Below are 26,879 nucleotides of genomic sequence, written 5' to 3' on the forward strand. Positions count from 1 at the left end.
TGCATGCCGTCCCTCCATGATGGCGACGGCCCCGGTCTTCCGGGTTGCCGTCTTTTGTCTCTCGACCCTCTGGAGTGATAATGGACGCTTACGATTACGAAAGCCTTGCTGGACGCGTGGTGCTGGTGACGGGAGGAGGCAGCGGGCTGGGCGCCGCCGTCTGCAGCACGCTGGCGCATGACGGAGCCCACGTGGCGGTGGTCGATATCAACGAAGTCTCCGCACATGCGGTGGCCGATGAAATCAGCCAGGCCGGAGGCACGGCACAAGCGTTCACGATGGATGTCGGCGACGAGCAAGCCATCATCGACAGCCTGGAGAATGTCGTCGAGCGGTTCGGCCGTCTCGATGCCATCATCAACAATGCGGGCGTCGATGTCACGATAGGCATACGCGAAATGAAGTCGGAGGACTGGCACCGCGTCATGGCGACCAATCTTACCGGACCATTCTTATTGACCAAGCACGGCCTCTCCCACTTGGCGCCGGGCGGACATGTCGTCAACATCGCTTCCACGGCGGCGCGTCGCGCCTGGCCGAATGCAAGCGCCTATCATGCGAGCAAATGGGGTTTGATGGGGCTCACGCATGCCCTGCATGCCGAATTGCGTGGCGTCGGCATCAAGGTGTCGGCCGTCATCGCGGGGGGAATGCGCACGCCTTTTCTGCTTGACCGGTTTCCCGATATCGACGTGGAGTTGCTGCAGGACCCGCATAATGTCGCCAGGGCGGTGAAGTTCGTGTTGACGCAACCTCCACAAACGGTCATACCGGAGGTCATGGTGCTGCCCATGAAGGAAACATCATGGCCTTGACACCGGCCGTGTTCCTGGACAAAGACGGGACCGTGCTGCAGGATGTTCCTTATAACGTGGATCCGGCGCGCATGGCGTTTGCGCCGGGTGCGCGCCAAGGAGTGGCTCGCCTGGCCACGCTGGGGCTGCCGCTGATCATCATTACGAACCAACCCGGCATTGCGCGGGGCATGTTCGGTCTGGAAGCGCTGCAGGCAGTGCGGCAACGGCTTGCCTCTATGTTCGAGGAAGAGGGAGCAGCGCTTGCCGGCTTTTATTATTGCCCTCATCTTCCACAGGCTTTCTTGCCCGCCCATGCCGTTCCGTGCGTCTGCCGCAAACCTGCGCCAGGCCTGCTGTTGGCCGCAGCCAAGGAGCACGGCATCGATCTGGGCCGCTCGTGGTTCGTGGGCGATATCCTGGACGATATCGAAGCCGGGCGCCGTGCCGGATGCCGTACCGTGCTGATCGACAACGGCAATGAAACGGAGTGGAAGGCGGGCGAGTGGCGGGTTCCGCATCACAGGGTGCCGGACTTGGCGGCGGCAAGCCGCATTGTGGCGGACTCGTTTGAGTGTGCCGAGGGAGCCCACGCATGAATTCCGCATCGAACTGGCAGCAGGTGCGCAAGATTCTATGCATCCGGCTGGACAACGTGGGTGATGTCCTTATGACGACCCCGGCCATACATGCCTTGAAGCAGGCCGGCCCCGGACGGCATATCAGCCTGCTGGCTTCGCCCGCAGGGGCGGCGCTGGCCGCTTATCTTCCCGACGTGGACGAAGTCATTGCCTACGACGCGCCCTGGGTAAAGAATGATAGCGATGATCCTGAAGCGGAGGCGCGTGTATTGCGCACATTGCGCGAGGCGAAGTTCGATGCGGCGGTCATCTTTACCGTCTACAGCCAAAGTCCTTTACCCGCTGCGCTGATGTGCCGGCTGGCCGGCATCCCGAGGGTGCTGGCGCACTGCCGGGAGAATCCCTATCGTCTGCTGTCGGACTGGCAGCCTGAAACGGAGCCTCATCAGCGAACGCGACATGAAACACGTCGGCAACTCGATCTGGTCGAAGTGGCGGGAGCCGTCAGCGACGAACAGAAGCTGGTCTTTGCAACGCGAGACAGCGACCGACAAAGCCTGCGGGAGAAGCTGGATGCGCGCGGACTGGGTCCCACGGACGCATGGATCGTCTCGCATTGCGGCGCGACGGCGGCGTCCCGGCGCTATCCGCCCGGCCACTTTGCCCAGGTGTTGCGCATGTTGGGCGGGCGCGCCGGCACGGTGGTGCTGACCGGAAGTGCGTCGGAGAAGGCGCTGACAGCCGAGATAAGCACGATGTGCAAAGACAGCGCACCGATCGTCGACCTTGCGGGAACCCTGAGCCTGGGAGAGCTCGCATGCCTGATCGAAGATGCAGCGTTGTTGTTGTCCAATAATTCAGGGCCGGTGCACCTGGCGGCCGCCCTGGGTACGCCCGTGGTCGACCTTTATGCCTTGACCAACCCGCAGCATACGCCATGGATGGTGCGCCATCGGGTTCTTTACCACGATGTGCCGTGCAAGTATTGCTACCGCAGCGTATGCCCCGAGGGGCATAACGACTGCTTGCGAAAGGTTGCGCCCGCAACGGTGTGCGAGGCGGTACTGGAGCTGCTGGCGGAAAGCACCCCGAACACCACCGAGCCGCCGGGGCGGTCTGAATTGGAGAAAACCGCATGCTGACTCTGGGCATCAACGCAACGTTTCATGACTGTTCCGCCGCCATTGTGCGTGATGGCGAAGTGTTGGCGGCAGTGGAGGAGGAGCGCTTCACTCGCGTCAAGCACGGCAAGCGCCCCGTGCCGTTCTCCACGTGGCAACTGCCTTATTACTCCATCGACTATTGTCTGGCCCAGGCGGGCTGCGAACTGGCGGACGTCGACCACATCGCCTACGCCTTCGATCCGGCGCTGCTCAAGGACGATATCGCGCCTGGCGGCCGGATCGAGCTGCCGCTGGAGCCGTCGGCCGAATGGAGGGGGCCCGGATCCCCCTGGGACGGACTGTTTCTTTCTTATATCGTGAATGCGCCGCGTCAATTGGTCAGCGGGGTACCCCTGCATCTTCAGGATCGGTTCCGTTCGGCCACCCTGCAGCATGTGCTCGCGCGCTGGCGCTTTCTTGAGCATCATCTTTGCCATGAGGCCAGCGCGTTCATGGCGGCGCCGTACGAAGAGTCGGCGGTCCTTACCATGGACGGCCGGGGCGAGCGGACCACCACCAGCTATGGCCATTTCAATGATGGACGCTATGAGCGTATCAAGCAGGTGTTCCTGCCGCATTCCTTGGGGCTGTTGTATGAAGACGTAACGCGATATCTGGGTTTTCTCCATTCCTCCGATGAATATAAAGTCATGGCATTGGCTTCGTATGGGCAAGCAGCCTATATCGACGAATTCCGCCGCATCTTGCAATACGATGGCGAAGGCGGCTACACGCTGCATCCCTGCAAGTGGGAAGAAGTCTTCGGGCCGGCCCGTTTGCGCGGAACGGATTTTCTGCCCCGGCACATGGACATCGCGCATTCATTGCAAAAGGTGCTCGAGGAAACCGTCATGGAGATGGCCGGCTGGCTACATGGCCAGACGCGTTCGCGACAGCTTTGCATGGCTGGCGGCGTGGCGCTGAACTGCGTCTTGAATGCGCGCCTTGCCGACGAAGGACCGTTCGACAGCGTATGGGTGCAGCCGGCCGCGGGCGATGCGGGCACTGCCTTGGGAGCCGCGTTATGGACAGACCAGCACGAGCGCGGAGCCGATCGGCCGGAATGGGTCATGGACCACGCCTATCTCGGTCCTTCTTACGATGACGAGGAAATCGGCAGGTTCCTGACGCGTTCCGGTGTCAAACACCAGAAGCTTTCCAACGTTGCGGAAACCGCGGCCGAGATGCTCGCAGACGAGAAAGTCATTGGCTGGTTCCAGGGGCGGATGGAGTTCGGCCCCAGGGCGCTGGGCGCGCGTTCGATTCTCGCCTCGCCCCGCAACAGCGCCATGCAGTCACGCCTGAATGAGCTCAAGGACAGAGAGGACTTCAGGCCGGTCGCGCCCGTCGTGCTCGAAGAGCGAGCGCATCTATGGTTCGACAGCCATGGAAAAGAACGGATCCAGGCGCCTTTCATGCTGTTCGTATTCGATGTGCTGCCGGACAAGGCGGACCGGATACCGGCGGTGCGCCATACCGATGGGACGGCCCGGGTCCAGACCGTGAATGCGCAGCAGCATCCTCTGCTGCATCAGTTGCTGACGACGTTCGAGGCGCGGACGGGCGTGCCCGTGCTGGTGAACACATCGTTCAACACGCGGGGAGAACCGGTCGTATGCAGCCCGCGCGATGCCCTGGAGTCGTTCTGGACGTCGCCCCTGGATGCCTTGTTCATAGGAAGCTATCTCGTAGAGAAGACATGATGAAGGACGCACGCGCCGCCGTCCCCATAGACTGGGAAGGCAGGCTAAGCAAGGTAGCGGTGTTCCGCGCATTGAATCTGGGTGACATGCTGTGCGCGATTCCGGCGCTGCGCGCTTTGCGCCGCAAGCTGCCGGATGCCCGCATCACCCTGGTGGGTCTGGAAAGCGCGACACCGGTGTTGCGGCATTTTCCGGCGTATCTGGACGAACTGGTGATCTTTCCCGGCGATCCTGCGTTTCCGGAACAGCCGGTACACGGAGACGCCTTGCCTGGCTTCTATCGCGATATGCGGGAACGGACGTTTGACTTGGTGTTGCAACTGCACGGCAGCGGTCAGCAATCCAATGACATCGTGCGGGCGATGGAGCCCGCGCAGTGGGCGGGCTTCGTTCCCGCAACCGAACAAGCGGTTCCAGGCCGCTTCCTGCCCTGGCCGGATCATCTGCATGAGATCCACCGGTATCTGGCTTTGCTCGCGCACATCGGCGTGGACGCCGAGGACGACGATCTGGAATTGCCGATCAGCGCATCGGACCATGCGGAAGGGGATGCGCTGGCGTCCCGGTTGGGGTTGGATCTCGACCGAACCGTATTCATACATCCGGGCGCGAGGCTGGCGTCGCGCCGCTGGCCGCTCGAGCGCTATGCCGAGGTTGCGGGGGCGCTTGCCGATGCGGGGTGGCAAATTGCCATCACGGGCAGCAAGGGCGAAGCTCCGTTGGCGCAGCGCTTGAAAGCTGCCATGGATCGGCCCTGTGTCGATTTGTGCGGAGAAACGTCGCTCGGCGGCCTGGCCAGCCTGCTGCAGCGCGGGCGCTTGCTGGTATGCAACGACACGGGAATCTCGCACGTGGCGGCCAGCGTGCATTTGCCCAGTGTCGTCATCGCCTCGGGCAGCGATGTGGCCAGATGGGCGCCCCTGGACACGCAGCGGCACACTGTTCTTCATACCCCCATGGCATGCCGGCCCTGTGCTTATGACGAATGTCCTGTCGGGCACCCTTGCGCACTGGGCGTCGAGGTCGACCATGTGATGGCTGAAGCGGTCAGGCGCCTGAACTCCGGAGATCGTCCATGACTGATACCTTGCGCATACTGACTTGGCACGTGCATGGAAACTACCTGTATTCCCTGACGCAGTTGCCGCTGCAGTTCATCGTGCCGGTCATGCCCGACAATCGGCCCGGCTATGCGTCGCTTGGGACCAAGATACCCTGGGGAAGCAACGTGCGCATGGTACCTGCGGATCAACTGCGCGAGCAGCAGTTCGATTGCATCATCTATCAGTCGCGTCCCGTCTTCGAACACGACAGTCTCCAGTTGCTGTCCCCCGAGCAGCGCAATCTCCCCAGCGTCTATATCGAACACAATCCGCCCGAGCCGCATCCCACCAATACGCGCCATGTTTTCCGGCATGACCGGGGCGTGCTCGTGCACGTGACGCATTACAACGCCTTGATGTGGGACGCGGGCGACATGCCCATTGCCGTTATCGAGCACGGGGTGCCAGAGTCGCCGGGCGTTCACTACATCGGCGAACTGGAACGCGGCATCGTGGTGATCAATAATCTCGGTTCCCGCGGACGGCGTGTCGGTGCCGACATCTATGAATGGGCGCATGCGCACATGCCGCTGGACTTGATCGGCATGGGTTCCGAAACCATGAGGGGCGGCAAGGGCGAAGTCGCCAACATGGAGGTGCCGGCGTTCATGGCTCGGTACCGGTTCTTCTTTACGCCGATCCGATACGCCAGCCTTGGGCTGTCGCTGGTGGAAGCGATGATGGCCGGGATGCCGGTGCTGGGTATTGCCGCCACCGAGCTTCCCCATGTCATCGAGAATGGCGTCAACGGCTACGTGGACAATCGCCCCTCGGCGCTGCTCGATGTATCGCGCCAGTTGCTCGCCGATCCCGGCCTGGCCCGGAAGTGGGGCGCCGCCGCTCAGCGGACGGCGCGCGAACGTTTCGGCATGGCGCGTTTCGTGGCGGACTGGGAACGCCTGCTTGCAGACCTCACCGGCAGACGCTGACGCGAGCCGTGCTACCCAAGGGGTCGCGGCTCGGCATGCGTTGCCGCGGTTTGCCGAAGCCGGATGGGTTCGCACGCCGGCGGGCCTTCCGTCCTTTCTCCCAGGCGATGGCATCGCAACCCGTGCCGTTGCAGCGCGGAGGCGTGATAGATGCCCCGGGCATCGAAGATCATGCGGCCTCGAAGACGGGCCGCCACGGCGCCGAAGTCGGGCGTCTTGAATTCTTCCCATTCCGTCATCAGCACCAGCGCATCGGCATTTTCGCAAACGCTGAGGGCCGAGTCGCCGAACACCGCGGGCGTATCGCCCAGCGCTTGGCGCGCGGCATTCATGGCGACCGGATCATACGCGGATACCATGGCGCCTTCTTCGAGCAGCCCGCGCGCGAGAGCAAGGCTGGGGGCCGAACGCACATCGTCCGTGCCCGGCTTGAAGGAAAGCCCCCATATCGCGATGCGCCTGTGGCGCAGCTTGCCGCCGAAATGGTCCTGAATGGCGGCAAGCAACCGCTGTCCTTGCTGCAGGTTGACCCGCTGGATGCTGCGCAGCATGTATGCCGGTTCGCCTGCTTCCCGAGCGGTATTGATCAATGCGCGCAAGTCCTTGGGCAGGCAAGAGCCGCCATAGCCTGCCCCGGGGTGCAGATAGCCCGCCCCGATGCGGGTATCGCTTTTCAGCACGCTGCAAATGGACTCTATGTCGGCGCCCAGGCTGCCGGCCAGCCCGGCCAGTTCATTGATCATCGATATTCGCGCGGCCAGCATTGCGTTGCAGGCATATTTGGCGAACTCCGCGCTGCGCCGATCCATGAGCATCAGGCGATCACCTTGCCCGCTGAATGGCGCGTAGAGTTCAGCCAGTACGTCGGCCGAGCGCGCGTCATTGGCGCCGATCACGATACGGCTGGGATGCCGGAAGTCCTGGATGGCCCGTCCTTCCGCGAGGAATTCCGGATTCGATGCGACACGCACCCAGGGCTGGCCGGCGGATGCGCCATGCTTTGCATTCAGCAGTTTTTCGATACGGTCGCCCGTGCCGATCGGCACGGTCGACTTCACAACGATGGTGCAGTCCTCGAACGCCGTATCCGCCAGTTCGTGGACGCAGTTGAGCAGGTTCTCCAGATTGGCGCTGCCGTTCGATTGAGAGGGCGTGCCGACCGCCAGGAAGGCGACGGCGGCGTGTCGCATGGCACGCGCAATACTGGTTTCGAAACTCAGCCTGCCCGTCTTCAGCTGTGCGCCAAGGAGTTCGTCCAGTCCGGGTTCATGAAACGGCAGCCGTCCCGCGCGAAGCGTAGCGACCTTGCCGGCATCGTGATCGATGCATACGACCTGATTTCCCGCTTCCGCGAGACAGCAACCCGTGACCAAGCCAACGTAACCCGATCCAATGACGACGACCTTCATGCGGAATCCTTTGAGTAAAAATTACGCGGTGGCGAGGAAGAGGCGCCCACGGGCGCTACGTCCGATGCGTGAACGAAGCAAGCGTTATGCCCGCAGCATCATCCGGCCTGCGCGGTTTCGTGCCGCCATACGCGCTTCAGCAATGCGCGTGTGGACGGCTTGAGAATGCGCCGGCGTTCGCGCACGCTGTTCCAGCCCTTCAGTGCGTCGAGCAGGACGGAGACGCGCATGCCCGCATGGGAGGCATCGCGCAAGGAAATAGTGGTTCGCCGCAGCGCCATGGGCCAGGGGAGCCTCAGCCACGCCGTCCATATCGCATTGCGTGCGATCAGTTTCCGGCGCAGCCCGCTGTCCCTCGCAAGGGAGGGCCAGTGATGGACTTGAAGCTCGGGCGCATAGACGATGCGGCCGCCCGCGTCCAGAACGTCCATGGCGAGCAAAGCCTCTTCTCCGCCGATGAAGAAAGGTGGCCAGTACCCGCCCGCTTCCCGGTATGCGCGCGTACGCATTACGTTTGCGCCCGCCATGAAGCCGGTCAACAGGGGGCCGATGCCGGGCATGTGCTCCAAGGGGCTGTCCCCCATGGCGGCGCAAGCCGGATCGAGCCGCGCCTCGGGACCGACGACGATGCGCGCGTTCAGAATGTCGATCTCGGGCCAGGCATCCAGCAAGTCCGCCGCTTTGCGCAGCGAGCCCGCCGCCCACCAGGTGTCATCGTCGCAGAAGGCCACGTATGGCGTTCGTACGCGCTCTACGCCCAGATTGCGCCCCGCTGCCCCAAGGTTGCGCTCTGATCTGACAATAGTAATGCCCGGGTAGAGGGCGGCGAGCCGTTCGGCGGTATGGTCCGTGCTCGCATTGTCGACCACGATGAGGGGCACGCGTTCCGGCAGTGCCTGAAGCCGGTCGAGCGTCCGGCATAGTTCATCGCAGCGGTTATGCGTCAATACGACCACACTCACGCGCAGTTCGTCCTCCGACGCATCGTGCGTCATAGAAACTCCATATTGCACTGCAGCCGCCAATATTGCTCATGCTGATGCAGCACCGGCTGGCCGTCGTCGTAGCCCAAGCCACGGAACTGACTGCGATACGCCTCTACCGCGCGAGCCTTGCCTTCCTTCAGGCCGCCAACATGCGATGGCGTGGCCACGATGCCGCGGTCCAGAAGCTCCGCAATCCGTGATCCGACGCGTTCGGGACGTTTGCTATACGGAATGTCTTCGTAGGCGAACCATTGTACGGATGGGATCCGGTGGCAGATCAGCATCAAGACATTCGACACGCGTACATGGTCCTCATGAAAGAGTCCAAGGGGGAAGAACACGGCAGAGGGCTGTGCCTGCGCGATCATGGCCGCCAGCGTGTCGGCCAGAAAATCCGACCCATGATCGGGCCGCTGCACATATTGGCTGTCCAGGAAGTCCAGATCGACGCCGACGGCCCGCAGCGCATCCAGGGCCTCGCGGTTTTCCGACGCCCGCACCCGCATGGCCTCGCCAGCGCTGGAGAATCCGCAACGGCGATCCCAGTCGGTGAGTATGCGCGCGTCCCGGGGGCGGCCGGTAAAGACCGTCATGACAGTGCTTTGTGGGATGGCCGACAGCAGATTCCCGCAACTGAACACGGCATCATCATAGTGCGGCGACACTACGATGAGCGGACTGAGGGCTGTCGCGAAGTCCGCCACGGGATCCGGAGCCACCGCGCAGGCAAGCGATGAGGACTCAGGCATGGTCAACCGCCGCGCTTGCCTTCATCGACCGCCTGTTGCAGCGCCTCGTCCGTGAGGACGCGGCTATCGGGGTCCGCCGTGCCGCCCTTGGGAGGCGTGAAATGCAGCTTTTCCATGTAGGGCGTGGGCTTCTTGCGGCGGTAGTCGAGAAACTCCTTGGCATAGTAATCACGCGCCTGCTGCATGGTCTTGGCTCCGGTCGCGACGTCGTGCATGAGGTTCAGCGCAAGAAAGTTCGCCTGCTCGTCATGGCAGCGTGCGGACACCTCGCCTTTGCTGCGATTGATGACGACGCTCCCGTCGAACAGGTATACCTCTCTCGCCTTTTCGTCCGGAAACCGATAGTCGATCACCGATTCGACCGAATCCAGATGGGGCGCCGGAAAATTATGGTTATGCACTTCCCTGGAAGCGATGATGCGTTTCCAGGGGCCCGGCTCATGCCAGACGACCCAGCTCTCGGTCACTTCGTCGGGCTCGCCATACTGGTCGACGACAAGCTGCGCCGCTTCCTTCGCATCTTCGGGCCATTCGGCAATCGAGAGTGAAATTGCCTTGCTGCTCATAGACACCTCCATATGTCAATGTCGTGCCTGTCTCCATAACTTGCGAGGCGGGCATCAAGGGCGTACCGTGCCCCTGGTCAAAGCGAGAACCGTGGCAATCAGTTCGCGCGGGTCCACCGGCTTGGTCATGTAGACCTGGAAGCCGGCAAGCAATGCATAAAGACGATCTTCATTGGCGGAATGCCCGGAAAGCGCGATGGCGGGAAGGCGGCGCGCGAGCGGGACATTGCGTTGCTCCTCCATCTGTCGGATCCGGCCCATCACCTGGTATCCATCGATTTCGCCCAAGGAAATATCGCAAACCAGCACGTCCGGCCATCGATCCTGTGGAAGTTCGTTGAGCGCATTGACCGCTGTTTCTCCGGATGCGAATCGAATCGTCCGAGCGCCATGATCTTCCAGCGATTCCCCCAGCAGCATGCGCGCCTCCTGCAGGTCATCCACGATATAGATGCTCAGGCTTTTGAGGGGTTCTGGAATTGCGGGTTGAGGCAGCGGCCGGGGTGCACGGTCGACGACGGCGCGCAAAGGCATGCTCAGAACGAATGCCAGGCCGGAACCGTCCGCGGCCGGCCGTGTCTCGAACCGCCCACCCATTTGCTCCATCAGTGCACTTGCACGGAGTGGATCAAGCAGCTCCACCTCGGCTTCGGTCACTGCGGGCAACGACGCTTCATCGCTTCCGGACGCCACGGCCGGTTCGTCGTTGCGATGCGTCAGTCGTCCGTCCGTGATGATCACCGCAACGTCGCCTCCCTGGCGTTCAAGACTTATCGCTATGCGTCCGTCGGACGGCGTGAAGGCGACGGCATTCTCCAGCATCCCTGCAAGCAACCGCTGCAAGGCGGCCGGATCGCCTGTGACGCGGGCCGCATCGGCGCGGATCGAAGTGTAGAGGGCGGTGCCGCGCGCATCGATGGCGGCCCGCAGCGAATCGATGACTCCCGCCACCAGGGCCACCAGATTGATCGGCTGAGGACTGAGCCGGGTCCCGGTCTCGTCCAGAGCCTCCTGCTGCAGCTGCAACTGCCACATCTGGGCATATTGGCCTTGCATGCGCAGCAGCGCTTGATGCGTACCGCGCTCTACGATGCGGCCGTGGTCCATGACCAGGATCAGGTCGGCATCGACGATGGTGGACAGACGGTGCGCGATGATGAGCGTGGAACGTCCGCGCGACAGATGCTTGAGCTCCTGCTGGATGGCTCGCTCGGTGCGTGTGTCGAGGGCGGAGGTGGCTTCATCCAGCACGAGTATGGGCGGGTTCTTCAGAAAGGCCCGCGCGATGGCAATGCGCTGACGCTCGCCGCCCGAAAGCTTGACGCCCCGTTCGCCGACGGGCGTATCGTACTGAGAGGGCAGGCTTTCTATCAGATCATGGATGCGGGCGGCTTTGGCGGCGTCTATCACCTGGGCGGCGGTCGCTCCCGGCTTTCCATAGGCGATGTTGTAGAAGATGGTGTTGTTGAAGAGCAGGGATTCTTGCGGCACGACGCCGATGCTGGCGCGCAAGCTGGCCTGGGTGACGCTTCGCACGTCCTGGCCGTCTATGGAGATGCTGCCGTGATCGGTGTCGTAGAGGCGAAGGAGCAGGCGCGCCAGCGTCGATTTCCCGGAACCGCTGCCACCTACCACCGCGACCTGCTGGGCCGGCTCTATGCGAAAGCTCACCTCATGCAGAATCTGCCGGGCGGGTTCATAGGCGAAATCGACTTTGTCGAAGCTGACGGCGCCGCCAGCGACCTGCAGCGCGGGCAGCTCATCGCCGGCCTCCGTCTCCGTCGGCAGGCGCAGCAGGTTGGACATGCGTTCGGCATTGATCAACGCCTCGCGCGTCTGGCGAAAGACCAGGCCGAGCGTATTGAGCGGCAGGCATACTTGTATGACATAGGCATTGATCAGCACCAGATCGCCCACCGTGAGCGTGCCGTCGACGACATCCTGGCCGGCCATCAGCATGACCGTCGCCACGCCGGCGGCGATGATGGCGCTTTGCCCGACATGAAGAATGGACAGCGCTTTCTGATTTTCCAGGCCGACACCGATCCAGCGATTCATGATGCCGCCCAAGCGCTGCGATTCCGCCTGTTCGCTGGTGTACAGCTTGACGGTCTCATAGTTCGTCAGGCTGTCCACCAGATGCCCGCTGGCCGCTGAATCCAGCTCGTTCAGGGCGCGCTGGTGGCGAATCCGTCGTTCCGTGAATACGATGGTATGAATGGTGTAGGCGATGAAGGTCAGCGCCAGCACGGCGGCGAACCCCATGGCATAGGCCGAGAGCAGGATGATGACGATGGATACGATCTCGATGACCGTCGGCAGTACCGTGAACAGGGCTGTGCCCAGCAGGAAGCCTATGCCCGCCGTCCCCCTGGAAACATCCCGCGCAAACGCTCCTGTCTGCTGGCCGCCATGAAAGCGAGCGCCCAACTGGTGAAGGTGGTCGAAGACCCGGACGGTGAAGTCCGCGACGGCGGTAGCGGCAACCTTGGCGAAGGCCATGTCGCGCAGTTCGGTAAAAACTCCTGATAGAAATCGCAACAAGGCATAGGCCAGGAGCAGGAAGACAGGCAGCGACAGGGAAGAGGTTTCGCCTTCCAGGCTGTCTATGATGTTCTTCAGTGCAACCGGAACCAGCAGGGCGAATATCTTGGCCGCGACCAGCAGGGCAAGCGCGGCGGCCGTGCGCCGGCGAAATCGCCAGACGACTTCCCATATGGTGGCGGCGATTTCGCGTTGACCCGACGAACCAAGTTTCGGGGGACGAATGGCCTTGACGTATTTTTTCAAGAGGACCATCGTTCAGATCAAGGGGAGCGGGCGCGGCCTGGCCGCATCATGCTCGCCGAGTTCCAGGCGTTCAGGGATCTGCAAGGCTTTCTTTTTCGCGATCGCGCGCAACAGGCTGGCGATGCTGGTGCCGACCGCCTCGTCGAACCAGGGATCGGCTCCGCTGACGCCCACTGCGATGCCTTCGTGCCATATGCCGCCCCAGACGCCGGTATCGGTCGCGCGCAGCAAGTGCGGTGCCATATAGCGGAGCTCATGGCCACTGCGTCGGGCGCGCCAGCATACTCTTGCCTTCTCCCGCGCGTATTGCGCATAGTCCGCGTCCCAGGCGTCGCGGTCGCCCACGGAGTATTCATAGAGAATGGCTTGCTCGAAGCCGCAGTCGGCGGGGCCCAGGGCGGGGTCCATGATGACGATGTACAGGAAGCCGCTTTCACCGAGCCGCCGTGAAGCGATGCCTTTTTCGATCATGGGCAGGGCAAGGTCCACGGCTTCCTTTGCGGCGGCTCTGCCGGCCAGGGCGCTGCCGGGGGGCGTGTGCGCTACGCTCATTTCCAGTCCTCGCAGTATGGTTGACTGGTGCTCGGCCAGCAAATCGTATGCCGAGAGCGTGCTGAATCGACGAGGCAGGCGCCGCTAGAAGTAAGCCAGCAGGCGGCCGAGGGTGCCTGCCGTTATCCATAGCGCGAGCGATGCGGCCGCCTGGACGCGGCCCAGCGCGGGGGCGGCCACGTCCCATGCTTCAAGGCGGCCGGACCAGAGCTTCCTGAACAGCCAGGCGTTGGCGATCCCCAAAACGATGCAGGCCAGCTTGATGAAAAAAAGAGGATTATTCAGCAATGGTCCGGCATCCGCGGCGAACAGCAGGGTGCCGCTGGCAAGCAGCAGGACGAGTCCGCCGGCGGCCAGCGGGGTCAGCAGCGCCGAGACATCGGGCAGCGGAAATTTTCGGGCAAGGCCCAGAAGACGGAGGTCCAGCAACAGCATCGCGCCCAGCAGCAGGACGAGGCCCGCGAGGTGAATGATATTGACGATGGGATAGGCGCTGCCCGAAGTGCGCATCCATTCTCCGAGCGGCGAGTGCTCCAGCCACGCCGCCCACTGAGCGATGATCATGGTCGTCTATTTTCCGGCTTCGACGGGCGTCAACGCAGCTCGATGGTCTTGCCATCGACGGTGATGCGCTCGGCACGAATTTCCGGTGTGCCGTCGCGGCGTGGATAGCCTTCTATTTTTACCGATTTGCCCTTGGTCAAGGCCTCTTTGGGCAGGCCGCGCGATTCCATGCGGCGGGTGGGGGCAAGGATGACGTCCCATTCGCGACCCTGATGTTCTATCTTCACCTGGGCATGCGGGTTTCTGTACTGCACGTCGGTCAGCGTGGTTTCCAGCTTCATGACCTTGTCGGCATCGTAGGCGCTCCAGCCATGATGCGCCCAGGCGGCGCTTCCGAGCAGGCTCAGCGTGAGCGCGCCAAGCAATGATTTGAGCGGCATGTCGGTCTCCGTATGAAAGTGGGCGACGAGCCGATTATAGTCACGATAGAATCGAGTGCATTCTTTTCATTGGAGGCCATTGCATGCGTTCCGCTATGAAAACACCCTTCTTCGCGCTGCGCCGCAAAGGACGCCTTGCCGCGACGATTCTCGCCGCCGCGCTCGGCGCCGTGTCGGGATGTCCCGCCGCGTTTGCGCAGGTACCCGCCATGCAGGCATCACAGGCGCCCGGCTACTATCGCATGATGCTCGGCGGCTTTGAAATCACCGCGCTGTACGACGGCAGCATTCCATTGGGCGTCGATCTCCTGAAAGGCGCCGGCAGCGAAGAGCTTGCGCGCTTGATCGAGCACGGTTTCGTACCGGTTTCGCCGAATGGGGTGCAGACGGCGGTGAACGCCTATCTGGTCCATACCGGCAAGAACCTGATACTGGTCGATGCCGGCGCCGCGACCTGTTTAGGCCCCACGCTCGGAGCCGTCTCCCGCAATATCGAGGCATCGGGATACAGCGTCGCGCAGGTGGATGCGGTTCTCCTCACCCACCTTCATGGCGACCATGCTTGCGGCATCGTCGGCCCCGACGGCGCACCCGCGTTCCCCAATGCGACGCTGCACGTGGCCGAGGATGAAGCCGCCTTCTGGCTCAATACCGAGATTGCGGCGCAGGCCCCCCAGGACGCCCAACCCTTTTTCAAGATGGCGCAAGCCGCCGTCGCTCCCTATCGCGCGGCCGGCAAGCTCAAGCGCTTCAAGACGGGCGAACGCCTGATGCCCGGCGTGGAAGCCGTGCCCCTGCACGGGCATACGCCGGGGCATGGGGGCTATATGTTCGCTTCCGATGGCCAGGCAATGCTGATATGGGGCGACGTCATACACAGCCACGCCGTGCAATTCGTCCGGCCTGAGGTATCGATCGAATTCGATACCGATCCGCAGCAGGCCATTGCGAGCCGGCGCCAGGTATTGGCCGATGCGGTCAAGCAAAAATACTGGATTGCCGGTGCGCATCTGCCTTTCCCGGGCATCGGCCATGTTCGCCATGCGGGCGAACGCTACGAATGGATTCCCGCCGAGTACGCGCCGTTGCCGGCCAACTGATACCGGGCCGCGCTTTCAAAAGTTCATGGAGACGAAATGTTGAAGGTTTATGCAATCAATGGAATTACACCAGTCGTTGACCCGGAGGCCTATGTGCATCCGACGGCGGTGCTGATCGGCGACGTAATCGTCGGGCCTGGCGTTTATGTGGGGCCGCTTGCCAGCCTGCGCGGCGATTTCGGCCGCATCGAGCTGCGCCGCGGTTCGAACGTACAGGACACCTGCGTGATACACGGCGTAGCCGAGAACGACACCATTGTCGACGTTGACGGTCATGTCGGGCATGGCGCCGTCCTGCATGGCTGTACCATAGGCCGCAACGCCCTGATCGGCATGAACGCGGTCGTGATGGACCAGGCCGTCGTCGGCGAATGCAGCATCGTGGCGGCGATGGCCTTTGTGAAGGTCGGCATGACGATTCCTCCGCGCAGCCTGGTGGTGGGCGCGCCTGCGCGCGTGCTGCGCGAACTGACAGACGCGGACATCGATCATAAGTCGTACGGCACGCGGCAATATCAATTGCTGACGACCCGATGCCTGCAAACCATGCGGGCGGTGGATCCTCTGGACCGGGTCGAGGAAAACCGCGCTCGCCTGCCGCTGGACGTCATTAATCCGTCAAGGTAGCGGCAGGCCGATTCAGTCGAAGATTTCGGGATTCAGCAAAACGGAGCGATCGACGTTGCGGATGTCGTTGCGCCCGCAGAAGCCCATGGTGATGTCCATTTCATTGGCGATCATCTGCAGGCAGCGGGTGACGCCGGCTTCGCCCATGGCGCCGAGCGCATACAAGAACGACCTTCCTATCATCGTCCCGCTTGCACCCAGCGCGATGGCCTTCAGGACGTCCTGCCCAGAGCGGATGCCGCCGTCCATCCAGACTTCGATTTCCTTGCCTACGGCATGCGCGATGGCGGGCAGTGCGGAAATCGATGAAGGCGCGCCGTCGAGCTGACGGCCCCCATGGTTGGAGACGACCAGCGCGTCCGCTCCCGATTCCACGGCCAGGCGCGCGTCTTCGGGATCCATGATGCCTTTCACGATGATCTTTCCGCCCCAGCGATGCTTGATCCACTCCATGTCTTTCCAGCTCAGGCTGGGGTCGAACTGCTCGGCGGTCCAGGAAGACAGCGATGACAGGTCGCCGACGCCCTTGGCGTGGCCGACGATGTTGCCGAAGCTGCGTCGCTTGGTGCCCAGCATGTTCAGGCACCAGCGCGGCTTGGTGGCCAGGTTGATCATGTTGGCCAGGGTGGGCTTGGGCGGAGTGGAGAGCCCGTTCTTGATGTCCTTGTGGCGCTGGCCCAGCACCTGCAGGTCGAGCGTAAGGACGAGGGCGGAGCAGTTCGCCGCCTTCGCGCGGTCGATCAGCCGTTCGATGAAGTCGCGGTCCCGCATGACGTACAGCTGGAACCAGAAAGGCTTGTGCGTATGCGCCGCGATGTCTTCGATGGAGCAGATGCTCATGGTGGACAAGGTGAAGGGTATGCCGAACTTCTCGGCCGCCTTGGCACCCAGGATTTCGCCGTCGGCGTGCTGCATGCCCGTCAGGCCGGTGGGCGCAATGGCGACCGGCATTGCCACGTCCTGCCCGATCATCGTGCTGCGCAGGCTGCGTTTGTCGATATCTACCGCCACCCGCTGCCGCAGCTTCAGTTTATGGAAGTCGGTTTCGTTGGCGCGGTATGTGCCCTCGGTCCAGGACCCGGAGTCGGCATAATCGTAGAACATCCTGGGCACGCGCCGGCGGGCAAGCAGGCGGAAGTCCTCGACGCAGGTGATTTTGGACGGTGTGGACAATTTGGAGGCTCCTGATGTTATCGGACAGAACAGCGCAAAAAGTAACGCATTGTTCGCGGAAAATCCACCATGGCGATTCAGAGGAACTTCAGTGTGTCGACGGAATGCGCGTAGACCATGACGGCATCGCCTCCGTTCCACCAGATGACGCGCGCCAGCTTGGCGCGGCGGGCGATGTCGAGCGCCTGGACGGGATCGCTTTCGATGAAGTGAGTATGCCGGCGCTCCAGGATGGCGGCGGCTTTGTGCCGGGACGTGTCGGCGGCACCGTGCCGGGATTCATCGCGCATGATCAGCGGCCCCATGAAGCCGTGGCGGTCCAGCCAGGCTCTCGTTCGCGGGCGGTCCTGCTCGGGACGCCCCGTGATGATGGTGCTTCGGGCGAGGTCGAGGGCGGGCAGGGTCTCGTTAAGGGGCAGGAGGTCGCGTTCCGCCAGCGTGTCGTGCAGCGCCATGGCGTAGCGCTCTTGGGGCAGATCCATCAGCAACACGCCATCCAGGTCTATCGCCCACGAGGCATACTCATGCTGCGGCCGGCGAGGCCGATTGAACGTGGCATCGAAAGCGTCGGTGATCGAGTGGCGCTCCCAAGGGAACCAGGCGCGGCATCCATCTGGAACGGCCGGGCCGAAGTCTGGCCGGATCCGCGACTCGGTGTCGTGCGCAAGGGCGAAGATCCGCAGCTCGTAGCCCCTACGGCGCAGGAAGTCGGCACTGTCCGACAGGGTAGTGCCTCGGCCGGCGATGTCCTCGACCAGCAGTATGCGGCAGCGCGCCGGTGGCCGGTCGACGGTATACCAGGAGACGCGGCGCTGGCTGCGCGCATACGCCACTGCGTGCAAGGGCAGGGACAGTTCGGTGGCGATCATGGTGGCAGGCACGATCCCGCCGCGGGCGATGGCCACCACGGCATCGAAGCGTTCTGCGCGCCATTGCGGCAGATACTCCGATATCACGCTTTCGATGAGCGCATAGTCGTAGGGAAACGCATTGCAGTGCTGGGGCATGGGTTCGATGGAGCGAGGGAATGCTTACCGAGTGTAACCAGGAAACCCCTTATACTGGCCAATTGACCCTGTCGACATGACATGAATGCCTGATGGCCCGGATGAAGCGAACAACTCGGTTATTGATATTGGTCGGAATGCTCGGCATCCTGGCCGTTCTTGGCTACCGGCAATGGCAAGGACCCATGATCGGCGCCTATCGTCTTTCAGCCATGACGCTGGTGCAGAACGTGGTCGCGACCGGGCGGGTCGTTTCCTCTTCCCGGGCTCAGGTCGGATCGGAGATCACAGGCGTGGTGATGGAGCGGCGGGTCGAAGAGGGGCAGCGCGTCGCGGCCGGCGACGTATTGCTGACGCTGCGCGCCGACGAGTTCGAGGCGCGCCGCCGTGAGGCGCAATCCGAACTGGACCAGTTGCGGCGCGCCAGATGGCCGCAAGCGCAGGCGCGGCTGCGGCAGGCTCAGGCCCAGCTCGTGCAGGCACGCCGTGAAGCCGACCGGCGCAAGGTGCTGCTGGCGTCGCGGGCCATCCCGCGCGAGGTCAAGGAACAGGCCGACAACGCCTTGGCCACCGCCTTGGCCGATGAGGAGCAGGCGCAGCTGGAGGCGGCCCGGCTGTCGCCGGACGGCACCGAGGAAGCGTTGCTGCGCGAACGTCTGGCGGCTGCCGAGGCGGCGTTGTCCAAGACAGTCCTGCGGGCGGGCTTCACGGGCACGGTCCTGGTCAAGGCGGTAGAGGCCGGCGACCTTGTGCAGCCCGGCCAGGTCCTGTTCGAGATCGCACGCGACAGCGGCGTCGAGGTCCTGGTGCCGCTGGACGAGCGGAATCTGGGTGTACTGGCGCTGGGCCAGCGCGCTGTCTGCATCGCCGATGCCTATCCCGCGGAAAGCTTCCATGCGAAGGTCAAGCGTATCGCGCCGAGCATCGATCCCATGCGCGGCACGGTGGATGTCCGCCTGGTCATCGACTCGCCGCCGCCTTATTTGCGCGACGACCTGACTGTAACGGCGAATATATCGACGGGCCGGCGCGAGAACGCGATCGCGGTTCCCAACGACGGACTGTTCGAACAGCGGAACAATGCGGCGGTGGTGTTCGCCGTGCGGAATGGCGTCGTGGAGCGCGTGCCCGTCGAGCTCGGCCTGAAAGGCCTTGTCATGACGGAGGTGACGAGCGGCTTGCGTGACGGAGACCGGGTGCTCAATCGCAACGACGTCAAAGCCGGCACGCGCGTGCGCCTGACGGAGCTGGCGCTTCCTTTGGCGCGTCCGGAAATTGCGGGTGCGCCCGTAACTTTCCGGTGATGGCGGAACAGGCATATGTGGCTCGAAGCACTCGTTGCATTGAGGTTCCTGCGTCAGGGCTGGTCCCAGACGCTCATGATCCTCGTGGGCGTAACGGTAGGCGTGGCGGTTATCGTATTCGTCACGACCCTGATCAATGGCCTGCAAGCGAACATCATCGAGCGTACGCTGGGCACTCAGTCCCATATCAGGGTGGAGCCCGAAAAAGAGGTCAACCGGCTCGCATCCCTGCCGGAGGGCCAGCAGGGACTGCTGCTGGAGGACAAGCGCGCGCAGCGGCTGCGCTCGATCAATAACTGGATACAGTTCCGGGACACGTTGGACACGCTCCCGGAAGTGCGGGCCGTTTCTCCCGTCGTGTCAGGGCCGGCTTATGTCCGCCGCGGCGACGTTCGCAAGGCCGTTTCGCTGATGGGCGTCGATCCGCCACGCTATGAACGCATCATCCGTATCCACGACCATATGGTCCTAGGCGGCTTCAGCCTTTCAGCGGGCGATGCGATCGTCGGGCGCCTGCTTGCGGACGAACTCGGCGCGACCATCGGCAGCCGGCTGCGGCTGGATACGGGTGAAGGGTCAACGGCGGTGGTGACGGTAAAGGGCATTTTTCAGCTTGGAGTGCGCGAACTGGATCTCCGCTATGTCTATGTCGACATGAAGCAGGCGCAAGCGCTGCTGGGCATTCCCGGAGGCATCACGCTGATCGACCTGACCGTATCCGATCTGTTTTCGGCCAATGATGTCGCGCGACGGATAGAACGGCTGACGGGGTTGAAAGCGGAAAGCTGGATCGAGACCAATTCCCAGTTGATGAACGCCTTGACGTCACAACGCATCGCGACCAACATGGTCAGCTTCTTCGTGGCGGTGTCGGTGGCCTTCGGCATAGCGAGCGTACTGGCAGTGAGCGTCACGCAGCGCACGCGCGAGATCGGGATACTCAGGGCGATGGGAGCGCGCCGCGGCCAGGTGCTCAGGGTCTTCTTGTTGCAGGGAGGCCTGCTGGGCCTGGCCGGATCCATCGGCGGCGTCATGGTGGGCATCGGCCTTGTGTGGGGATTCAACACCTTTGGTCCGAAACTGTTCTACATACCTTTGTCGGTCGCGCTGATTCCCCTGACCATGCTCGCAGCGACCGCGACTGGGGTGCTGGCGGCCGCGGCGCCCGCCGCCCGGGCTTCGCGGCTGCATCCGGTGGAGGCCATACGCTATGTCTGACGCAGCCATGCATGAAGCAGCGCCGGTACTGAGGCTGGAAGGGCTGCGCAAGTCCTACAACGTGGGCAAGCCGAACGAGACCGAGGTCTTGCATGGGCTGGACCTGGAGATCGGACGCCACGATTTCGCAGCCTTGGTCGGGCCATCCGGTTCGGGCAAGAGCACCTTGTTGAACATGATCGGGCTGCTCGACCAGCCGACTGCGGGAGAACTGTATTTGCTGGGCCAGCCCACAAGGGGCATGGACGATGCGGCCCGGACGGCTTTGCGGGGCGTCAGCATCGGCTTCGTTTTCCAGTTCCATCACCTCATACAGGCATTCGACGCGCTCGAGAACGTTCTGATGCCCATCATGGTGGCCAAAGGGAAGCCCAGCACCGAAGAGCGCGATCGCGCCCGCGCCTTGCTGGCGGAGGTCGGCCTCGAAGCATACGTGCACAAGAAGCCGGACGAGCTCTCCGGCGGCCAGCAGCAGCGCGTGGCGATCGCCCGCGCACTGATCACGCGCCCCGCGCTGTTGCTGGCCGATGAGCCGACGGGAAATCTGGACACCCGGACAGCCTCCTCGGTCTTCGAGCTGTTTCGCAAGTTCAATCGCGAGTACGGCTGTGCCGTGCTGCTCGTCACCCACGACCCTCGCCTGTCGGCCATCTGCGATCGCAAGATCACCTTGGTGGATGGCGGGATCGAATCGGACCAGGGGTCAAACCCCGCATGGGGTCTGACCTTTTGATCTGGGGTCGGACCCCATGCGGGGTCTGACCCCTTTTTTCCCCGGCCTTTGGGGTCAGACCACATGTGGGGTCTGACCCCTGTTCGCGGCTTTTGGAGTCGGACCCCATACGGGGTCCGACCCCTTTTCCCGGTTTTTGGGGTCAGACCCCGTATGGGGTCTGACCCCTCAGGTCAGCGCCGGGCTTCCGGTCCTTGAACGCCTGTTGGACGTCGCTGCGCAGTTCTTCGTCGTCCCAGGGCTTGGTCAGATACTTGTAAATGGCGCCGCGGTTGATCGCGTCGGTGACGGATTTGAGCTCGGTGTAGCCCGAAAGAATCATGCGCACCGTATTGGGATAGAGATCCTTGACCTTGCTGAAGAATTCGGTGCCGTTCATTTCGGGCATGCGTTGATCGCACACCACGACCTGTACGTCATGTGTCGCCAGGATATTGAAGGCCTCTCCGGGGTTGGTTGCGGTGAGTATCTGGTAGCCGTCGCGGCGCAGCAGGCGAACCAGCGCATTCAATACGTTTTTTTCGTCGTCGATGAGCAGCAGCACGCGGTCGGACGTCGGCACGTCGGGCGTGTCCGGCAGGGCGATCCGGCAGTTGCCGGCGCTGAGATTCGAAATCAGTGCGTCCATGGGGACCGGGCGTGCCAGCAGATAGCCCTGGAATTCGTCGCAGTAGTTCCGCTTCAGGAAGGCGAGCTGCGCTTCGGTTTCTATTCCCTCGGCGACCACCCTCAATCCCAGGTGGTGCGCCATCGAGATGATGCCTTGGGAAATCGCGGCGTCGGCGGTATCCGTCACGATGTCCGTCACGAAGCTGCGGTCTATCTTGATCTTGTCGACGGGCAGGTTCTTGAGGTAATTGAGGCTCGAATAGCCCGTGCCGAAGTCATCGATGGATGTAAACAGGCCGATGCCGCGCAATTCCGCCAGCTTGGTGACGGCCTCTTCCTTGTTGGCCAACAGCAGGCTTTCGGTGATTTCGATTTCCAGCGCCGTGCCGGGCAGGCCTGCGTTGTGCAGCGCGCGGCGTATGCTCTGGACGAAGTCGGCCCGCTGGAAATACAGGGGCGAGATATTGACGACGACACGCACATCCAGCAGGCCGTGCTTGCGCAATGTATGGCAGGCCTGGCAGGCGGTTTCCAGCGCCCATTCGGTCAGGCGTATGATCTGGCCGGTTTCCTCGGCCAGGGGAATGAACTGCGAAGGTTGTATGAGCCCGCGTTCGGGATGGCGCCAGCGCAGCAGGCTCTCGACGCTGACGACGCGGCCCGTCAGGCCGTCGACGATAGGCTGGTAATGCAATTCCAGCGCATCGGTGTCCATGGCTTGCTGGAGGTCGTTCCGCAGCGCCAGGCGCTTTGCAATTGCGGCGCTCATGTCATGGGTATACATATGCCAGGTATTTCTGCCTTCCTGCTTGGCCCGGAGCATGGCCAGGTCGGCCTCCCGTATGAGCTCCAGCGGATCTTCCACGTTGCCGCTCGAAACCCGTATGCCGGCGCTCGCGCTTGCGCGCAGCCCGCCGTGCTCGACGAAATATGGTTGTGCCAGCGCCTGTATCAGTTCACGAGTGTATTGTTCGACTTCGGGCTGCTGCAGGCCAGTGAACAGCACGACGAATTCGTCGCTGGTCAGGTGCGCCACCATGCCTTTGCCGCCCACGAGCTCCTGCATGCGCTGAGAGGCCCGGACAAGGAGCTTGTCGCCGATGGCGTGGCCCAGCGAGTTATTGATGAACTCGATCCCGTCCAGGTCGAGAAAGACAACGGCCACATCGGTTTTTTCTTTGCGAGCCTGCTCGCAGGCGGCACGGAGGCGTTTTTCCAGCACGCGGCGATTGGGAAGGCCGGTGAGTGGATCGCGCAGGGCGTAGTCGCGCAGGCGCAGGGACTGGGCCTGCGCGACGCGCGTCAGGTGCAGGCTTACCATGAACAGGAAAGTGATGATCAGGCCCGTCAGGAAAAAAAGCTCTGGCAGGAGACTGAATGTGTCATCCTGGGGGGCTGCACGCGTGGCGTCGGCCAGGAAGCACGAGGCCAGGACTGTTGCCGCTGCGCCCAGGACGATGACGACGAGGCTGGATCGCATCGAGGCGGTCGGCTGCGTTTCGATGGTTGCCGGCATCCAGATGGCCAGCATGGAGCCCGCCACGACGAGCAGGCTGCCCAGATTGGCGGCCGGCGGTCGGCCCAGAGGCCAAAAGGCGGCCCATTCGGGTGCGCCCCGGAATATCAGTATGAGCGCCAGCGAGGCAACGCCAAGGGCGGTGGAGAGCCTGGGTTTGCTCCAGGCCAGGCAAAGCAGGCTGCCGCAAGCGAAGAGGCTTCCGGCGAAGGCGGTAGAGATCAGCACGCTCCCCGACGCTGCCCCCGTTTGCGCATAGATCCAATGCATCGCCCAGGCGCCCAGCGCCATGGCGACCACGGCGATTGAAAGCACTTGCAGCAGCAAGTGTTGCACGCCGGGAAGGCGTAAGGAGTAAGCGTCCCCGTTGCGCTGACCAGGGAGGGGAAATATATTCACTGGATTGGATCCTGCTCCGGCTGCACTACGTGAAAGATGTAATGGACACCGGCATTGTTCTCGAAGTTACGCAGTTTTTCAATCAGCCGTTCGCTGATCAGCTTGCCCTTGCTGAGCAGCAGGGTCCCTTCGGCCGAGTACAGGTTCTTGGCAATGACCATGCCCGGTATCAGGCTGATGGATGCCAGTTCCAGGATGTTGGAATCGGCGGGTTCCTCGTCCTTTTTTTCTTCGGTCGTGAATGCAAGGAATTGGTCGAAAAGCAAGGGATCGTACACGCTGCCGCGATTCAGCCCCATGATCTCCAGGGTTTCTTCTGGCGTAAGCGGTTTCGGCGCGATCATGCCCATCTGCATTTCGATGTAGTCGACGGCCAGTTTGAGCAAACGGGATCCCCACGGAATGGCGTCGCCGGACAGCCGGTCCGGAAATCCCGCGCCGTCCCAGCGCTCCAGATGGTGATAGATGATTTGCGCGGCGCGTGCAGCGGGCTCGAGCGCCGTCAACAGGTTCTCGCCGATACGAGGATACTGGCGATACAGCGCGGTTTGCGCGCTTTCCAGCTTCTCCAGGGGCAAAGCGATCATTTCATCCCGCCATGTCAGCTTGCCGACGTTATACAGGGCGGCGGCCATTTCGAGATCTTGCCGTTCTTTGGAGTCCATGTCGCGCAGATCGCAGAAGCGTCGGACGAGCTCGATGACCTTCCGGTTGGTCTGCCGGCTTCTGGGCAGGCGCTGGTTGATGAGTGATGAAAAAACCTCGGTCGCGGTGACGAAGCTGTGCTGCAGGTCGGAATAGGCCTTGTCCAGCAGCGCCGTCGCTTGCGAAAGCTCGGCGGTACGTTCCTGCACCCGGGCTTCCAGTGTTTCGTTAAGGCGCTGCAGTTCTTCGTTCTGTTCGTGGGCCAGCTTCTGCAGGCGCTCTCGCTCTTTTTCAGCGTTTCGATGAGCCAGGCTCTGCTCGATGATCCAGATGAGCTCGCCGTCGTCCCATGGCTTGGTGATGTATCGATAGATATGGCCGTCGTTGATGGCCTGGATGGTTGCGGAAATGTCGACATGGCCGGTAAGCAGCATGCGTATGCAGTCGGGCCAGCGGCGCCGGATCTCTCCGAGCAGGGTCGCGCCGTCCATGGCGGGCATGCGGACATCGGAGATCACCAGGTCCACGACATAGGTTTCCATCAGCGACACAGCCGCTGCGCCGTTGTCCGCCGCCAGTATGCGATAAGGCTTCCGGTACAGCGCCCGTTTGATGCTGTTCGTGATGTATGGGTCGTCATCGACTAAGAGCAGGGTTGCGCTGTACTGCTCGCCGGACTGTTCAGACTGCATTGGATGGCTCCTTGGCCGCCGCCTGCTTGATGGGTAGCCAGACTCGAAAGCGTGTGCCTTTGCCGAGCTCGCTGAATACTTCTATGCGTCCCTGGTGTTTCTGAATGATGCTGTTCGACAGCGCAAGCCCTAGGCCGGTGCCCTGGCCCAAAGGCTTGGTGGTGAAAAAGGGCTCGAAAATGCGTTGCGAACTTGCCTGGTCGATGCCTTTGCCGGTGTCTTCGACTTCCAGCCAGGCTTCGGTGTCTTTTGTTCCTGTTCGGATGGTGATCGTGCCCGTGGTCGCGATGGCCTGCGCCGCATTGACGACCAGGTTCAGCACGACTTGCTTGATCTGGGAGATATCGCATTCCACCGGCGGCAATTTCCCGTATTCCTTGACGATGACCGCTTTCTGGCGGATCTCGTTGCCGGCGATGCCGAGCGTGGATTCGATGCCCTGGTGCAGATCGACCGCGCAGAATCCGTTGGTTCCGATGTGGGAAAAATCCTGTAGCGACGAAATGATGCGCTTGATGCGGCCAATGCCCTCTTCGGATTCCTGAATCAGCGCTTCGACGTCGCTGCGTATGTATTGATAGTCCAGATTCTGCTTGAGCCGGCGTATTTCGTCGAGGCTATCCAGGTCTTCAACGGTATCGACTATTTTGATCAGGTCGCGGACGTAGCTGGCCAGGGTCTTGAGATTCGAGAAGACATAGCCGACCGGATTATTGATTTCATGGGCGACACCCGCCGCAAGCTGCCCGATGCTGGCCAGCTTGTCGGAGCGCAGCAACTGATCGTTGGCACGTTCGAGTTCGCCAAGCAAGCGCTGCTGGTCTATGCGGGTCTGGCGTATTTCTTGCAGTGCGCGGCTGAAGCTCTTGTGGAACGGGCTGGCGTTGCGAGGGTGGAATTCGCAGAAGAACAGGGCGTAGTACGGGCAGCCATCGGAATCGATGAAGGAAAAATACAGCAGGCCGTGCAGCACGCGAGGCGTTTCACCCGCCATCGGGACGTGGATTTCCAATTGGGTATGGTCATCGTCGGCGATGACCGCCTTGCCGGCGTAGTCGTTGCAAAGCCGCAGCACCGCGGCTAGGGCGGTGGCATCGATGCCCTGATAGACGGAAGCCGGCTCCCGGCCGGCGGCGTCGTTGCCGATGCCGGTTTGCGTGACCATGTAGCTGTTTGCGAAATACAGCATATGATTTTTGTCGAGCACGATGAAGCCCAACGGCGCTACGTTCTGAAGGTCACGGAATAGTTCTTGCATCATTTTAATATAGGATTTTTCCTGCTTCGCAGAGGGGATCCGCCAAAACCAGGTATGCAATGCAACTGAGTAGAATAGTCCGGCAACCGTTGTAACGATATACCGAGAAGGGTGATTTTACATGAAGATACATTTTTGTCGCCCGTCGGGATTGAAGTTCCGCCTTTGATTTCGGCGGGGCGCCTTTTCCTTTTTGAATTCGGGTCAGCTTCAAGGCCGTCGGCATGAAGTTCCGCCGCTATAAAAGCAAATAGCGCAAAGTAAACGGGCAAAGAAAAAACCGCCTAGAGAGTTGGAGCTCTAGGCGGTTTTCAACCAGTTCATGAACT

The 26,879-nt window shown here is 62.2% G+C and carries 24 protein-coding genes; 11 read left to right on the forward strand and 13 right to left on the reverse strand.

Going from position 1 to position 26,879, the window contains the following annotated elements:
- Nucleotides 1-80: 80 nt before the first annotated feature.
- The 6 genes from ACSBPU_RS06970 to ACSBPU_RS06995 are packed head-to-tail and all read left to right on the forward strand — an operon-like array spanning nucleotide 81 to nucleotide 6,273.
- Nucleotides 81-815, forward strand: coding sequence for an SDR family oxidoreductase (locus ACSBPU_RS06970; RefSeq protein WP_442596706.1), 735 nt, complete (start codon nucleotides 81-83; stop codon nucleotides 813-815).
- Nucleotides 806-1,393, forward strand: coding sequence for a D-glycero-alpha-D-manno-heptose-1,7-bisphosphate 7-phosphatase (locus ACSBPU_RS06975; RefSeq protein WP_442596708.1), 588 nt, complete (start codon nucleotides 806-808; stop codon nucleotides 1,391-1,393). Before ACSBPU_RS06970 ends, ACSBPU_RS06975 begins: the two co-directional genes overlap by 10 nt.
- Nucleotides 1,390-2,517, forward strand: coding sequence for a glycosyltransferase family 9 protein (locus ACSBPU_RS06980; protein ID WP_442596710.1), 1,128 nt, complete (start codon nucleotides 1,390-1,392; stop codon nucleotides 2,515-2,517). The genes ACSBPU_RS06975 and ACSBPU_RS06980 overlap by 4 nt, the downstream gene beginning before the upstream one ends.
- Nucleotides 2,511-4,241 (forward strand): carbamoyltransferase family protein, encoded by a 1,731-nt coding sequence (locus ACSBPU_RS06985; RefSeq protein ID WP_442596712.1) that lies wholly within the window; start codon nucleotides 2,511-2,513, stop codon nucleotides 4,239-4,241. The genes ACSBPU_RS06980 and ACSBPU_RS06985 overlap by 7 nt, the downstream gene beginning before the upstream one ends.
- Nucleotides 4,238-5,320 (forward strand): glycosyltransferase family 9 protein, encoded by a 1,083-nt coding sequence (locus ACSBPU_RS06990; RefSeq protein ID WP_442596714.1) that lies wholly within the window; start codon nucleotides 4,238-4,240, stop codon nucleotides 5,318-5,320. The genes ACSBPU_RS06985 and ACSBPU_RS06990 overlap by 4 nt, the downstream gene beginning before the upstream one ends.
- A complete protein-coding gene (locus ACSBPU_RS06995) occupies nucleotides 5,317-6,273 on the forward strand; it encodes a glycosyltransferase (protein WP_442596716.1) in 957 nt (318 codons plus the stop codon). Before ACSBPU_RS06990 ends, ACSBPU_RS06995 begins: the two co-directional genes overlap by 4 nt.
- 11 nt (nucleotides 6,274-6,284) lie before the next feature.
- On the opposite strand, the gene ACSBPU_RS07000 is transcribed toward ACSBPU_RS06995, so the two are convergent.
- From ACSBPU_RS07000 to ACSBPU_RS07035, 8 genes are all read right to left on the reverse strand, one after another.
- Nucleotides 6,285-7,682, reverse strand: a complete 1,398-nt coding sequence (locus ACSBPU_RS07000; protein ID WP_442596718.1) for a UDP-glucose dehydrogenase family protein — start codon at nucleotides 7,680-7,682, stop codon at nucleotides 6,285-6,287.
- 98 nt (nucleotides 7,683-7,780) lie between these two features.
- A complete protein-coding gene (locus ACSBPU_RS07005) occupies nucleotides 7,781-8,677 on the reverse strand; it encodes a glycosyltransferase family 2 protein (RefSeq protein ID WP_442596720.1) in 897 nt (298 codons plus the stop codon).
- Nucleotides 8,674-9,417, reverse strand: coding sequence for a PIG-L deacetylase family protein (locus ACSBPU_RS07010; RefSeq protein WP_442596722.1), 744 nt, complete (start codon nucleotides 9,415-9,417; stop codon nucleotides 8,674-8,676). The genes ACSBPU_RS07005 and ACSBPU_RS07010 overlap by 4 nt, the downstream gene beginning before the upstream one ends.
- Nucleotides 9,418-9,419: 2 nt before the next feature.
- On the reverse strand, nucleotides 9,420-9,983 hold the full coding sequence (locus tag ACSBPU_RS07015; RefSeq protein ID WP_442596724.1) for a hypothetical protein: 564 nt from the start codon (nucleotides 9,981-9,983) through the stop codon (nucleotides 9,420-9,422).
- A 54-nt stretch (nucleotides 9,984-10,037) separates the two neighbouring features.
- Nucleotides 10,038-12,773 (reverse strand): ATP-binding cassette domain-containing protein, encoded by a 2,736-nt coding sequence (locus tag ACSBPU_RS07020; RefSeq protein WP_442596726.1) that lies wholly within the window; start codon nucleotides 12,771-12,773, stop codon nucleotides 10,038-10,040.
- 12 nt (nucleotides 12,774-12,785) lie between these two features.
- Nucleotides 12,786-13,325, reverse strand: a complete 540-nt coding sequence (locus ACSBPU_RS07025; RefSeq protein ID WP_442596728.1) for a hypothetical protein — start codon at nucleotides 13,323-13,325, stop codon at nucleotides 12,786-12,788.
- 84 nt (nucleotides 13,326-13,409) lie between these two features.
- On the reverse strand, nucleotides 13,410-13,889 hold the full coding sequence (locus ACSBPU_RS07030) for a DUF6644 family protein (protein WP_442596730.1): 480 nt from the start codon (nucleotides 13,887-13,889) through the stop codon (nucleotides 13,410-13,412).
- Between the two features lie 29 nt (nucleotides 13,890-13,918).
- Nucleotides 13,919-14,269: a DUF6152 family protein gene (locus ACSBPU_RS07035; protein ID WP_442596732.1), complete on the reverse strand. Its 351-nt coding sequence runs from the start codon at nucleotides 14,267-14,269 to the stop codon at nucleotides 13,919-13,921.
- A 95-nt stretch (nucleotides 14,270-14,364) separates the two neighbouring features.
- On the opposite strand from ACSBPU_RS07035, the gene ACSBPU_RS07040 reads away from it, so the two are divergent.
- Nucleotides 14,365-15,369: an MBL fold metallo-hydrolase gene (locus ACSBPU_RS07040; protein WP_442596734.1), complete on the forward strand. Its 1,005-nt coding sequence runs from the start codon at nucleotides 14,365-14,367 to the stop codon at nucleotides 15,367-15,369.
- 36 nt (nucleotides 15,370-15,405) lie between these two features.
- Nucleotides 15,406-15,996 carry a phenylacetic acid degradation protein PaaY gene (locus ACSBPU_RS07045; RefSeq protein WP_442596736.1) on the forward strand — a complete coding sequence of 197 codons (591 nt, stop codon included), beginning with the start codon at nucleotides 15,406-15,408 and terminating at the stop codon, nucleotides 15,994-15,996.
- Between the two features lie 12 nt (nucleotides 15,997-16,008).
- Here ACSBPU_RS07045 and ACSBPU_RS07050 read toward each other — a convergent pair whose 3' ends face one another.
- Both ACSBPU_RS07050 and ACSBPU_RS07055 read right to left on the reverse strand, forming a co-directional pair.
- Nucleotides 16,009-17,169: an alpha-hydroxy acid oxidase gene (locus ACSBPU_RS07050; protein ID WP_442596738.1), complete on the reverse strand. Its 1,161-nt coding sequence runs from the start codon at nucleotides 17,167-17,169 to the stop codon at nucleotides 16,009-16,011.
- 77 nt (nucleotides 17,170-17,246) lie between these two features.
- Nucleotides 17,247-18,176 (reverse strand): phosphoribosyltransferase family protein, encoded by a 930-nt coding sequence (locus ACSBPU_RS07055; RefSeq protein WP_442596740.1) that lies wholly within the window; start codon nucleotides 18,174-18,176, stop codon nucleotides 17,247-17,249.
- 101 nt (nucleotides 18,177-18,277) lie between these two features.
- Between ACSBPU_RS07055 and ACSBPU_RS07060 the strand changes: the two genes are divergently transcribed.
- The 3 genes from ACSBPU_RS07060 to ACSBPU_RS07070 are packed head-to-tail and all read left to right on the forward strand — an operon-like array spanning nucleotide 18,278 to nucleotide 21,431.
- Nucleotides 18,278-19,480 carry an efflux RND transporter periplasmic adaptor subunit gene (locus ACSBPU_RS07060; RefSeq protein WP_442596742.1) on the forward strand — a complete coding sequence of 401 codons (1,203 nt, stop codon included), beginning with the start codon at nucleotides 18,278-18,280 and terminating at the stop codon, nucleotides 19,478-19,480.
- Between the two features lie 15 nt (nucleotides 19,481-19,495).
- A complete protein-coding gene (locus ACSBPU_RS07065) occupies nucleotides 19,496-20,698 on the forward strand; it encodes an ABC transporter permease (protein ID WP_442596744.1) in 1,203 nt (400 codons plus the stop codon).
- Entirely contained in the window at nucleotides 20,691-21,431 is a 741-nt protein-coding gene (locus ACSBPU_RS07070) for an ABC transporter ATP-binding protein (protein ID WP_442596746.1), read from the forward strand. The genes ACSBPU_RS07065 and ACSBPU_RS07070 overlap by 8 nt, the downstream gene beginning before the upstream one ends.
- A gap of 142 nt (nucleotides 21,432-21,573) precedes the next feature.
- Here the strand turns inward: ACSBPU_RS07070 and ACSBPU_RS07075 are convergent, their stop codons facing one another.
- Genes ACSBPU_RS07075 through ACSBPU_RS07085 form a run of 3 tightly spaced genes read right to left on the reverse strand, consistent with a single transcriptional unit; the run spans nucleotide 21,574 to nucleotide 26,553 of the window.
- The gene (locus tag ACSBPU_RS07075) at nucleotides 21,574-23,955 is read right to left on the reverse strand and encodes an EAL domain-containing protein (protein WP_442596748.1); all 2,382 of its coding nucleotides are present in this window, start codon (nucleotides 23,953-23,955) and stop codon (nucleotides 21,574-21,576) included.
- Nucleotides 23,952-25,292 (reverse strand): HD domain-containing phosphohydrolase, encoded by a 1,341-nt coding sequence (locus ACSBPU_RS07080; protein WP_442596750.1) that lies wholly within the window; start codon nucleotides 25,290-25,292, stop codon nucleotides 23,952-23,954. The genes ACSBPU_RS07075 and ACSBPU_RS07080 overlap by 4 nt, the downstream gene beginning before the upstream one ends.
- On the reverse strand, nucleotides 25,282-26,553 hold the full coding sequence (locus tag ACSBPU_RS07085) for an ATP-binding protein (RefSeq protein WP_442596752.1): 1,272 nt from the start codon (nucleotides 26,551-26,553) through the stop codon (nucleotides 25,282-25,284). The genes ACSBPU_RS07080 and ACSBPU_RS07085 overlap by 11 nt, the downstream gene beginning before the upstream one ends.
- Between the last annotated feature and the right edge of the window lie 326 nt (nucleotides 26,554-26,879).

The sequence above is a fragment of the Parapusillimonas sp. JC17 genome, from assembly GCF_052180245.1.
In the GTDB taxonomy this organism is placed as follows: domain Bacteria; phylum Pseudomonadota; class Gammaproteobacteria; order Burkholderiales; family Burkholderiaceae_B; genus Parapusillimonas.